Raw genomic sequence first — 12,399 nt, forward strand, 5'->3', positions numbered from 1 at the left:
GCCTATCCCGCCGCGCCCCGGCAAGAAAGGCCGATACCCCCTTTACAGCCCTGTCCCGGCATGGCATTGGCCCCGCTCGAACCCTAAAGCATGTGAGGATTTCGATGCCTAAGGAAGAATGGGGCGTCAAGCGCGTCTGCCCGACCACCGGCAAGCGGTTTTACGACCTCGGCAAAGACCCGATCGTAAGCCCCTACACCGGCGAGATCGTTGAGCTGGACACCGGCAACAAGGCCCGTTCGGCGCTGAAAGGCGACAAGCCCGATCCCAAGTCGGTCGAGGCCGAAGAAGAAGACGCGGATATCGATGTGCTCGACGACGATGATGATGACAGCGATGTCGATCTCGGCGACGACGTGCTGGAAGATGACGATGACGACGATGTTTCGCTCGACGACATCGCCGACGTTGCCTCTGACGACGAAGACAACTGAGGCCGGACAGGAAAAGGCGGCGGGCAGCGAAAATTTCGCTTGAACCCCCCGCCGCGATTCCCTAAACGTCCGCCTCACCGGGGCCTTAGCTCAGTTGGGAGAGCGCTTGCATGGCATGCAAGAGGTCAGGGGTTCGACTCCCCTAGGCTCCACCATTCCCCCTTGATACGTATAGATTTTTTACCCATCGGCGCGCCGCGCCCCTAACCTGCCCCTAATTCTGGCTCGCTGCCTAGGCCCGAGCGGGGATTCGGACCGTATCCTGCACACAGCCCTAGAATCATGGTCCTTCTATCCTGACGAGCAGACTGTGAACGAACAACTTGAGGCGGCAAACGCGGTGCTTTCAGCTCGTCGAGCTTCGGCAAGGCGGCTAGAAGCCTAGCTTGACCCTCGATGGCCGCGTTTCAGGTCGCACCGAGCCACGTGATCGATTCGTTATGCCCTGCCACTCAATCGCTTCGTGCCGCCCTCTACCCCTGGGGCTCACCCGGAGGGAGAGCGTTTGTGTCTATGAGCATGACGAAAAAAGCGAGCGTCTTCTGAACTTTTTGACGAGATGGACAGACGACACGAGGGGCGACGCACCTCCTACGCAACGCCGTGCTGCCTCCAGAACCTCTTAACTAAGATGCTTGAGGATAGGCCGCGCCCATCTTGATTTCGCCGCTACTTGCAGGTGCCGATGATGCACACCACAACCACTGTTGCTAGTGTGGAGTTCAAAAAGGGAGTCGTAGAGCAGTGAACGCTGTCGAGATCGAAGAAGCAATTTCCGCATTGGCCGAGAAACCGTTCGATGCAGAGGAGTTCGCATTCGCGTTCTTGGAAGCGTTCGGCAACAAGGCGACCACGATCAAGCGGCTCCGCTCTGGTTCATCGAACAAGTCTGACATCGGCGGCGTCCTTCAGGCAAACAACATCCACCTAAAGTCCTGTGATCCAGGAACAGTTGCTGAGACCCTTGCTGAACTCCGGCAAAGCCCTGCGACCGCAAAGGCCAAGGCGAAGTTCATCCTCGCCACCGATGGTGCGACCCTTGAGGCCGAGGACCTCGCGTCAGGTGAGACGATCGCGTGCCCCTTTGCCGACTTCCCCGATCACTTCGGCTTCTTCCTGCCTCTGGCAGGGATCAGCACTGTCAAGCAAATTCGCGAAAGCGCTTTCGATATCAAGGCCACCGGCCGCCTTAACCGCCTCTACGTCACGTTGCTCCAGGACAACCCGGATTGGGGCACGGCCGATCGCCGTCATGACATGAACCACTTCATGGCGCGGCTGATCTTCCTGTTTTTTGCCGAGGATACGTCGATCCTGAACGGCGAAGACCTGTTCACGGCAACCGTCACGCAAATGAGCGCCCAGGACAGTTCCAACACCCACGAGGTGATTTCCGAGCTCTTCCGCGCCATGAACACGCCGATCCCTCAACGTACATCGGCCAAGCTGCCACGTTGGGCAGATGTGTTCCCCTATGTGAACGGCGGTCTCTTCTCGGGCAGCACGGACGTGCCGCGCTTCTCGAAGATCGCCCGCTCCTACCTCCTTCACATCGGCAATCTCGATTGGACCAAGATCAACCCCGACATCTTCGGCTCGATGATCCAGGCCGTCGCGGATGACGAGGAACGCGGCGCTTTGGGGATGCACTACACCTCTGTGCCCAACATTCTGAAGGTGCTTAACCCGCTCTTCCTCGATGACCTGCGCGAGAAACTGGAAGAAGCCGGGGATAACTCCCGCAAGCTTCTGAACCTGCGGAACCGCATGGCCAAGATCAGGGTCTTCGATCCTGCGTGTGGATCGGGCAACTTCCTGGTGATCGCCTACAAGGAGATGCGCGCGATCGAGGCCGAGATCAACACGCGGCGCGGCGAGGCTGACCGGCGCACCGACATCCCTCTGACCAATTTTCGCGGGATCGAGTTGCGCGACTTCCCAGCCGAAATCGCACGCTTGGCGCTAATCATTGCCGAGTATCAGTGCGACGTGCTGCATCGCGGTCAGAAGGAGGCGCTTGCCGAGTTTCTGCCCCTCGATGCCATGAACTGGATCACTTGCGGCAACGCGCTGCGGCTCGACTGGCTGAGCATCTGCCCGCCCACCGGGACGGGGGTGAAGCACCATGCCGATGACTTGTTCATGTCGCCGCTCGACCAGGCGCAGATCGACTTCGAGAACGAAGGCGGAGAGACCTACATCTGTGGGAACCCGCCGTATATCGGGCGCCGAAACCAAGACAAGGAGCAGAAAGCTGAACTAAGAGCCGTTCTGGGATCAAAGATAAAATCGGCGGCATCTTTGGATTATGTTTTCGGTTGGCTCGAAAAAGCATCGGATTTCATCCTGCTCCAAGGTGGCGAATTTGCTTATGTAACGACGAACTCTGTGAGCCAGGGAACTCAGATTCCCATCTACTGGCCACATCTTTTCTCGAAGGGGTTGGAAATCACGTTTGCCCACCGGTCATTCAAGTGGGCAAACAACGCTGCACATAACGCGGGTGTTACCGTAGTCATCATCGGTGTTGGAAAGACCAACCGAGAGAAGAAGATTTTTGATGGCGAAATGGTCCGCAAGGTGGATGAGATAAACCCCTACCTGCTCCCCGGCTCTTCTGTCGTCGTGACAACCAGAGGTAGACCGATAGCTGATATTTCCCGCATGAATTATGGCAACCTTCCTGGAGACGGAAATCACCTATCACTAAACCAAAGAGAAAAAGACGACCTGATCGGTGAGTATCCTGAAGCAGAGAGACTTGTGATCCCCTTGTATGGTGCTCAGGAGTTTATCAAAGGTTTGAAGCGGTATTGCCTATGGATAGACGATAACGATCTCAAGAGTGCACGGGGAATCCCCGAAATCTCGCGTAGAATAGACCGTGTGAGAGAAACACGTCTCACGAGTAAAGACCCAAGCTACAATGCTCTGGCCAACCGACCGCATCAATATCGAGACAGAAACTTAGCTCACTCATCCACAATCTTAGCGCCCCAAGTCTCATCGGAGGCACGCGAGTATTTGCCGACAAACTTGCTGCCGGGGCGTACAGGAACCACTAACCAAGCCTTCGCCCTCTACGATGCCCCGCTCTGGAACATGGCGCTGATCGCCTCAAAACTGCACCTCGTCTGGGTTGCAACTGTATGCGGGAAGCTAAAGACCGATTTCCGCTATTCGAACACTCTTGGATGGAACACCTTCCCCGTCCCGCAACTGACTGAGAAGAACAAGGAAGACCTGACCCGTTGCGCCGAGGACGTCCTTTTGGCGCGCGAGGCGCATTTCCCCGCGACCATCGCCGATCTCTACGACCCCGAGAAGATGCCTGCCGACCTGCGCGCCGCTCATGATCGCAACGACGAAACCCTTGAGCGCATCTACATCGGCCGCCGCTTCCGCAACGACACCGAACGCCTCGAAAAGCTCTTCGAGCTTTATACGAAGTTGACCAAGAAGGGGGCGGCATGAACGACCGCCCCTACAGCCCCGGCGGTGATGCCAAGGTCATCGGGGATATCGGCCAGCGCGTCTTTGGCGGCTACACCGGCATGTTCACCTATCACCACTGGCCCGAGCGCGGCCAGCACATGCTGCGCAAGGTGCAGACCCGAGTGGTCGAAACCTACGGCAGCGTCCGAGCCTTTGAGGCGCATTTCGAAGCCGTCGCGCGTGGCCGCGCCGATGTGGCTGACTTCTGGACCGATGCCACTTCTGTCCTCTTCACCTCCTTCTGGGGCTGGACCCCCGAAACTTGGGGCACTGTGGGCTGGTCCGGCCTTAACGGGGCAACACGCCGTACAAACCTGATGAAGGAGCTAACCGACCCATTCATCTGTGTCTGTTACGTCACCAGTAATCAGACCTACATCGACCCGGACCTGAAGGGTAGGATTGCCGGGTTCTATCTGATGAGCCATGAAATGGGCGACCGGGACGAGTTCACCCACCCGATCCACCACGGCCGCGATGCGACCAAGTGGCGGCACTCACTGAGAGCGGTCCGCGCATTCAGCTACCTTCCCGAGTACCGACCGCGCGCGATGGACCTGTTCCCGGAACTATCCAAAACCGCGCGGCATGTTTCAGCCATGGGGGAGGTCATCACGGACCCGGCCAAGATTGACACCTTGCGCAGCATCCCTTGGGTTGAGGTTCCCGTCTTTTCCAAGGGCGCATCGGGCGACGAGGCTTCAGCACCGCAGCATCCGGGCCTTGGTATGGTCCCCGCAGGACCGGCCAGCAGCGGCGGCTACTTCGTCCCCGAGGGAACAAGCCATCTCCCCCGCGAGCTCTACGTCCTGCGCCTGAGGGGTGACACCACAGCCTATTTGGGGCAATCCGTAGAGGGATCGTCGATCATCAAGATCGGACTATCGGTCAGCCCTGACATGCGCCGCCAGACCCTACAGAAGGCGATGCCTAGGGGCACGTTTTGTTGGCAGGTTCTTAGGACGACCCGAAAAGATGGACATGACCCCTACAGCGGCTTCTCGGCGGCCGTGTCGGGCGAGAATGCTATGAAGCAATACTTGGCTCAGCACGCCACATGGCTTGGCGGTGAGTTCTACCTTGCTAGTGAAGATGACGTAGGAGCAGCTTGGCAGATAGGCCGCGCGGCTGCCCTGAAATTTGAAGAAGAAAGTTCGGTTGATGACGATCAATAATGTTCCCGCTGTTTCCGTCACCTATGCACAGACCGGAGGTTCGACCAAGTCGAACGAGCTTGGCATGCGGGCGATGCAGGAGCGCGCGTATGAGAAGCGCGGCGAGCAGTATCTGCTGATCAAGTCGCCGCCCGCCTCGGGCAAGAGCCGCGCGCTCATGTTCATCGCGCTCGACAAGCTGCACAATCAAGGGCTCAAGCAAGCGATCGTGGTGGTGCCGGAGAAGTCGATTGGATCGAGCTTCAACGATGAGCCGCTGAGCAAGTTTGGCTTCTGGTCAGATTGGGCCGTCGCGCCAAGGTGGAACCTCTGCAATTCGCCCGGCACGGATGGCGGCAAAGTAAAATCGGTGGAAGCGTTTCTTGACAGCGGCGAACGTGTGCTGGTCTGCACCCACGCAACCTTCCGCTTTGCCGTAGAGAAGCTCGGGATCGAGGCGTTCGATGATCGGCTGATCGCCGTGGACGAATTCCACCATGTTTCGGCCAGCGAGGACAGCATCCTTGGTTCGCAGCTCAACGAGTTCATCGCCCGCGGCCGCGTGCATGTCGTGGCGATGACTGGCAGCTATTTCCGGGGCGATGCGGTACCGATCCTAGTGCCCGAGAACGAGGCGAAGTTCGACACGATCACCTACACCTACTACGAGCAGTTGAATGGCTACAAATACTTGAAGCAGCTCGATATCGGCTATTTCTTCTACTCAGGCTCATATGCAGACGACATCTTGGCGGTGCTCGATCCGAACGAGAAGACGATCGTCCACATCCCGAACGTGAATTCGCGGGAGAGCACGAAGGACAAGCACCGCGAAGTCGAGCACATCATCGACGCCTTGGGCGACTGGCAGGGCACCGATCCTGCCACGGGGTTCCAGCTTGTGAAGACGCCCGAGGGAAAGGTTCTGAGAATTGCCGATCTGGTCGATGATGAAGCGGTGAAGCGTGACAAGGTTTCAGGTGCGCTCAAAGACCCCGCCAATAAGAACAACCGCGATCATGTGGACATCATCATCGCTCTTGGTATGGCCAAAGAGGGCTTCGACTGGATTTGGTGCGAGCACGCGCTCACAGTCGGCTACCGCGCGAGTCTGACCGAAATCGTTCAGATCATCGGCCGTGCGACCCGCGATGCCGAAGGTAAGACGCGCGCCCGTTTCACCAATTTGATCGCTGAGCCTGATGCCAGTGAGGCCGCCGTCACTGAGGCGGTGAACGATACGCTGAAGGCGATCGCCGCAAGCTTGCTCATGGAGCAGGTTCTTGCCCCACGCTTCAACTTCACACCGAAGACCCCGAAGAGCGGGCCGGTCGAAGGCTTCGACTACGGAGAAGGCGGCTATGATCCCGACCAGGAAAACATCGGTTTCAGTGAGGAAAGCGGACAATTCCAGATCGAGATCAAGGGACTGGCGATGCCCAAAAGCAAGGAGGCCGAACGTGTCTGCCAGGAGGACTTGAACGAGGTCATCACTGCCTTTGTCCAGGATAAGACGGCGATCGAGCGTGGGCTTTTTGATGAAGAGCTTGTGCCCGAAGAGCTTACCCAAGTGCGCATGGGTAAGATCGTCGGCGCGAAATTCCCCGAGCTCGACGCTGAGGACCAGGAAGCCGTGCGCCAGCACGCTATTGCCGCATTGAATCTGACGCAGAAGGCGAAGGAAGCAGCTCTTGCGACCTCTGCCGACGACACGCAGGTGAGCGGCAATACGGCGCTGATCGACGGTGTGCGCAAGTTTGCGATGGATGTTCGCGATCTCGACATCGACTTGATCGACCGCATCAACCCGTTTGGGGCAGCCTACAAGATCCTCGGAAAGACCATGAACGAGGAAAGCCTAAAGCAAGTGGCGGCGGTAATTTCGGCGAAGAAGGTACAGCTCACGCCAGAAGAGGCACGCGACCTGGCGCGGCGTGCCGTGAAGTTCAAGCAGGAGCGGGGACGGTTGCCGTCCATAACATCTCCCGATGCCTGGGAGAAGAAGATGGCCGAAGGTGTCGCGTTCTTGGCCCGCATGAAGCAAGAGGCCGCCAATGGCTAGAGAATTCACCGAAGAGGACGATGCGCTCCTGGCCGAGCTTGGCGTTGAGATCGAAGCCAAGAAGGCAGTCACGCGCACGCCGCGCGAAGAACGTATCATCGCAGGCTTCAAAGAGATTCAGCGTTTCGCCGAGGAACATGGACGCACACCGCAGCACGGCGAAGACCGCGACATCTTCGAGCGGCTCTATGCGGTTCGGCTAGACCGCATCCGCGAGCTTGAAGAGTGCCGTGAGCTGGTCGAGCCCTTGGACGACACAGGGCTTCTCAGTGGTGCAGCACAGGCGGCCATCGTGGATGCGGAAGAGCTTGATGATGATGCGCTCCTGGCAGAGCTTGGAATCGAGCTCGAAGCACCAGCGATCACAGAGCTGAAACATGTCCGATCGACAGCAGAAAAGAAGGCCGCTGAAGAGGTGGCCAGCCGCGACAAATGCGAGGACTTCAAATCCTTCAAGCCGCTCTTCGAGAAGGTGCAAAAGGAACTCGATAGCGGCCTTCGCGATACACGGCCCTTCGAGATGAAAGCCGAGATCGAGAAGGGGCGCTTCTTCATCGTCGGCGGTCAGAAAGCTTATGTCGCCGAAAAGGGGGAAACGACGATCACCGACCAGGGACGCACGGATGCCCGTCTGCGCGTGATTTTCGACAACGGCACCGAGAGCAACATGCTCATGCGGTCACTCCAACGCGCCTTGAATAAGGACGACGCTGGGCGAAGAATTACTGAACCGTCTGCCGGACCGTTGTTTTCTGATCAGACTATCGACGGGGATGAGGCGAGCGGCACGATCTACGTACTACGCAGCAAGTCCGATCATCCCCTTGTCGCTGAAAACCGCCAACTCGTTCACAAGATCGGCGTGACGAACATGAGTGTCGAGAAGCGTACCGCTGGCGCGCATCTGCAGCCGACATTTTTGATGGCCAATATCGAGATCGTGGCGACTTATGAGCTTTACAACATCAACAGGACGAAGCTGGAGAACCTCATTCATCGTATCTTCGAGCCAGCGCGACTAGACATTGAGGTCTTGGACAGGTTTGGCCGGCCAATTTCACCCCGAGAATGGTTTCTCGTACCTTTCGCCGCGATTGATGAAGCAGTCGAGCGCATCAAGGATGGGACAATAAAGCAGTACGTCTATGATCCCGTTAGCGCTTCGCTGAAATCGCGCGGCTAGGTGAATAAGCCAACCTAACCAAACACTTTGCGCGGCGAGGGCCGCCAACTCAGTATCTGGTGACACAGCAGAGCAGCGGGATCTAATCTGACATACGTGACAGGCAAATCGGGATTTCGCTACGGAACGTTGAAGCACTTAGAAGTGGCTGGGCAAGCGGGCCGTGCCTGATACCATCTTAGGCGATCTCAGCAGGGCGCCATCGCGCGCGCAGGCCCATCGCCCTCATTCCCTCTGCATTCCTCCAAATTGCGGCGCAAAGTGCTTCGTTGTGTCCGAACCAAGATACCCGGCTAAGGGGACCACTCCCATCCAGCAAGAAAATCTCGGGCAGGGGGCGCCCCATTGCGGGATCGGCGCGGCGCACAACGCATTGGATGGAGCGAGGGCCAGGTTTGCGCGTAGACGGGAAGTCGGGTTCCACAAAAAGACCCTGTCCGGATTCGTGCAAATGCGCCGCGCCATCGAGAGCGCTCGCACAGCCCGCGAATACACCTTCGGAGCCGACGAGATTCTTGATCTGTTGGATGCTGATCTGGGCCAGACGAAACTGGCAGTTGGGGTTCTTTTTGAACCAATCGGCGTGGCGGTCGCACCACTTGAGAATGCCTTTTTGGTGCGGTGCAAAACGGGCTTGAGGCATACTGAGCGACTCCCTTTTCAGTTAGGTCTTCACAGTTGAGGACAAAATCTTTCTTTCGTTCGCCAAGCAGGGGCGATGACTTCCACACACAGTTGCGCGGCCTAAGGTGAAACCACTGAGGTGGTGGCCCTTTTGAGGGCCCACCACACACACCGGTTGCCCATTTTCCGTGCGGTATCCACGGTCTTCAGCAGTGGGACTGTGGAGACTGTGGATCGGTCGCTCTGATACCGACACAGCCCTCAGGCTGCTTCCTCATGACCGCCGTGCATGAACGCGGGCGTGCCCAAGGCGATGCAGGAAACTTCGCGCCCTGCCCGAGCATCCCGTTCGCGCACTTCGATGAGCCCACCATCAGCCAGCCACCCAGAGACCATATCCGAGACATCCCTGCGCGCGGCGTCCTGCTGTGGCGTCCGGTCCGTCGCTTTCACGCCACGTCCGCAGTCCAGACCGAGCACGTCCGCAACTACGTAGCCGACCCAGACATCAGACCGATGGTCTGCCCGGGGCTTGCTAGGGGCGCTACTGATAGCACACTGCACACGATGCAAGTCACTGGCGGTCCCGACTACCGGCCCGGGCGGCGTCCATGGCTTGGCGCCCTGCACAGTATCGCCCAAAGGGTACTCGGAAGACCCATTCCCCAGCTTGACGCTTTCCAAAACGACCCACCCCGTCTTCGCCGCGGGCGCAAGGTTGCTCTTGCCGTTGTCGATGCGGACGTAGCGGTAGCGTTCGTCCTCTGGGATGATGTGTTCGCACCGCAATGCTTTGGCATCATCGCGGCTCATACGAGCCGTTTGTCTGACATTGCGCGCCGCGTCAACGATCGCGGACGCACCCCGAGACGCGGAAGCACCCGCTCCTTTCATGTCAATTCCCGCCGCTTTGCTGGCGTGATGGACAATGTAAATGGCACAGCGCGTCCTGTGTGCGACGTTCCGCAACGCGCCCATCAGCAGATTCATTTCTTCGTTGGAGTTCTCGCTAAAGCCGTGAAGTGCACCGAGCGGGTCCAGCATCAGGACGTCAATATCGTGGCGGTTAATCAGCCCGACAAGAGCATCCTCGATGCCCGGTGCAATCTGCGCTCCGCCACTACCCGTACCACCGAACCGCAGCGGAAAATCAGAGTGCGATGCCAGAATGAGCCTTCCACCCAGGTTACTGTGCGTGATGCCGTGTGCGCTCAGAGCCCCAGCCAAGCGCCGCCTTTGCTCATCCGTGTTGTCCTCCCCATTATAGTAGAGCACGGTCAAAGGCTTGTGTGGCTCACTCCCCGGCATCAGGGTCTTTCCCGTCGCCAGCGCCACAGCGTCAAGCATGGCGATCGCTGATTTGCCAGCGCCCCCCGGGCCGACCAGAAGAGAAATGTTGTTGCGGTAGAGATGTGCGCCCAAGAGCCATTCACGCGGCGGGATTGCGCCGGGGATAAAGGTCGGCACCGGAACGAGGGATGCGCCTGCCACCGCCTGCGCCAGGGCCCTTTGGGCCCCAGGGCTAGGTGCGGACTCGGCGGTTGCGCCAGTGCCATTGCCAGCGCACATTACACGCCAGGCGTCCAGCGAAATGACTTGAGCTTGCTCCTCATTCGTCAACTGCGCTGCAAAGGCCGACCGCGCGATCTCCGCTTTGACACGTGCTACTCCATCCGCGGTACTGTGCTTAATAAGCTCCCGCATGAGCGTTCCCCATCCAGCGTGAGCATTTCCGCAACTATCATAGAGGCGCCCAGCGTCATCGGGATCAGCGCCCCACTTGTCCGACCAGTGAATGAAACAGTCCCGCCCTGCGGCATCCAAGCCAGCCTCACGTGCGGCCCCTGCGAATGCATGGCAGATGCGCACCCACTCAGCCCGATCATCGAAAGGGCCGCCGGCATTATTCGGCAGTTCGTCGGCCATGATGCGCAGCGCTGCCGCGCTGGGCGCTGGACCTGGCGGGTTTTGGCAACCGCTAGCGGCTGCAGATTCAGGCGAGTTCTTGACGCTGCCGCGGCCTGGCAACTCAAGCATCGCCCCAACAATTGCCATGGCCGTACACAGGTCGGGCAGTGGGCGCGGGCCCCCGGCGGCGACACTCAACTCCACCGCCCTCGCAAGGGTCGGCAAACGACCTCGTTTCCGCTTTGCGGCATTAGGCAAATTTACAGAAAAAGGCAGGCGCATAATACGCCGAGCGTCGGCAGTGTCATCCGCCCCCAGCCGTGCCATTGCCTCTTTGATCTCACCAGTCGCAGCAGCTACCGCGTCCGCGCCCTCGATGCGCTCGAAGGCGAAGTGGACGTGGATGCCATTTCCGGTGCTCACGGCCGCCACAGGACCCACGGCCATCAAAGCTTCCCGCGTCCGCGCCCAGTCCGGGTCCACGTCGGGGGCGACGTGGTTATCGAAATCGAGAGCCAAGAGGTGTCGCGCTGCCACGTCCACATTGCTCGCGGCTCGATCCATTCCGGCCATGTTCGAAGAGCGAGGACTCACTCCGAAGTAGATGTTGTACCGACCGTTGGTGGCGTTGATAAACGACAGCAAATCGCGTCGTTGGGCTGCGTCGCTCAGCCTTCCACAATAGGACATAGCCCCACGCCCATCCGGATGAATGGCTTGCAGTTCCACGACATCGTCGGGTGCAAACAGCCTATCCAGCCATTCCAAAGCGCGACGCCCTGCAGCCCCTTCCGAAAGGGCGCCATTGACGAGCCCGGCCGTACTGCTGGTCTCGCCGCCGCCATCTTCGCAGTGGTTGATAATGACCCCAGCCGCTTCCGGAGAGATCAACCCGTCTTGAGCGGCCAAGGCCGCGATTTCAGCCCACGCGTTGGAGTCATTGGCTTTGTTGTCAGGTTGCGCAGACGCCCCCTGAGCGCTATCGTTCTTGAGCATGATAATTCCCTTTCAGGGTTGTAGTTCAGAAGGTCAGCCTTTTGCCGAAGGTTGGCCTTCTTCTGTTTTCGGCGGGTTGACTACGCCGCTGCCTGCTCACTCAGAGCCTTTTGCTCTTCAATCCAAGCCGCGACATCGCGCTCGCTCCATCGAGCGGCCGACTTGACCTTGATGGGCCTAGGGAACTCCCCTGCTGCCATTTTCTTGTAGATCGTCGATTGGGCGAAACCGACCATGCTGCTGACATCTCGCCGAGTCAGAAGTCGATCCGATGCTCCGTAAACCATGTCCGCAATCTCCTGTGTTGGGCCTTGAGTGCTGACGCAAGACTCGGAGAGAACGTCATAGAGAACAATGCAAAGATAAGGGAAAATCAGGAGCTTATCTGGCGCAGCCCCTCAGATATCGAGTTTTTCTTACAGAGATCATGTGCTTAGTTACGGCAAAGAATCTACGGTCGGAAGCAATGACCCTCGTTTTGTTTGACAGCCCCGTCAGAGGTTCTGACGGACCTGTCAAACTGGTGTGTCAAAAATGCCTCAG

At 58.5% G+C, this 12,399-nt stretch carries 8 protein-coding genes and 1 tRNA gene; 7 read left to right on the forward strand and 2 right to left on the reverse strand.

The window, feature by feature from the left end; genetic code table 11:
• Positions 1–104: 104 nt before the first annotated feature.
• The 7 genes from KUV38_RS11675 (at position 105) to KUV38_RS11705 (ending at position 9,010) form a co-directional block, all read left to right on the forward strand.
• Positions 105–434, forward strand: a complete 330-nt coding sequence (locus tag KUV38_RS11675) for a TIGR02300 family protein (RefSeq protein WP_222470212.1) — start codon at positions 105–107, stop codon at positions 432–434.
• A 79-nt stretch (positions 435–513) separates the two neighbouring features.
• Positions 514–589, forward strand: a tRNA-Ala gene (locus KUV38_RS11680).
• Between the two features lie 589 nt (positions 590–1,178).
• Entirely contained in the window at positions 1,179–3,908 is a 2,730-nt protein-coding gene (locus KUV38_RS11685) for a class I SAM-dependent DNA methyltransferase (RefSeq protein ID WP_222470213.1), read from the forward strand.
• On the forward strand, positions 3,905–5,104 hold the full coding sequence (locus KUV38_RS11690) for a hypothetical protein (RefSeq protein WP_222470214.1): 1,200 nt from the start codon (positions 3,905–3,907) through the stop codon (positions 5,102–5,104). The genes KUV38_RS11685 and KUV38_RS11690 overlap by 4 nt, the downstream gene beginning before the upstream one ends.
• Positions 5,091–7,145: a DEAD/DEAH box helicase gene (locus tag KUV38_RS11695; protein ID WP_222470215.1), complete on the forward strand. Its 2,055-nt coding sequence runs from the start codon at positions 5,091–5,093 to the stop codon at positions 7,143–7,145. Before KUV38_RS11690 ends, KUV38_RS11695 begins: the two co-directional genes overlap by 14 nt.
• Positions 7,138–8,328: a GIY-YIG nuclease family protein gene (locus tag KUV38_RS11700; protein ID WP_222470216.1), complete on the forward strand. Its 1,191-nt coding sequence runs from the start codon at positions 7,138–7,140 to the stop codon at positions 8,326–8,328. The genes KUV38_RS11695 and KUV38_RS11700 overlap by 8 nt, the downstream gene beginning before the upstream one ends.
• Before the next feature lie 451 nt (positions 8,329–8,779).
• Positions 8,780–9,010, forward strand: coding sequence for a hypothetical protein (locus KUV38_RS11705; RefSeq protein ID WP_222470217.1), 231 nt, complete (start codon positions 8,780–8,782; stop codon positions 9,008–9,010).
• 203 nt (positions 9,011–9,213) lie between these two features.
• Here the strand turns inward: KUV38_RS11705 and KUV38_RS11710 are convergent, their stop codons facing one another.
• Together KUV38_RS11710 and KUV38_RS11715 are read right to left on the reverse strand one after the other, a co-directional pair.
• A complete protein-coding gene (locus tag KUV38_RS11710) occupies positions 9,214–11,856 on the reverse strand; it encodes an AAA family ATPase (protein ID WP_222470218.1) in 2,643 nt (880 codons plus the stop codon).
• 80 nt (positions 11,857–11,936) lie between these two features.
• A complete protein-coding gene (locus tag KUV38_RS11715; protein ID WP_222470219.1) occupies positions 11,937–12,143 on the reverse strand; it encodes a helix-turn-helix transcriptional regulator in 207 nt (68 codons plus the stop codon).
• Between the last annotated feature and the right edge of the window lie 256 nt (positions 12,144–12,399).

The sequence above is a fragment of the Vannielia litorea genome (genome assembly GCF_019801175.1).
Taxonomy (GTDB): domain Bacteria; phylum Pseudomonadota; class Alphaproteobacteria; order Rhodobacterales; family Rhodobacteraceae; genus Vannielia; species Vannielia litorea_B.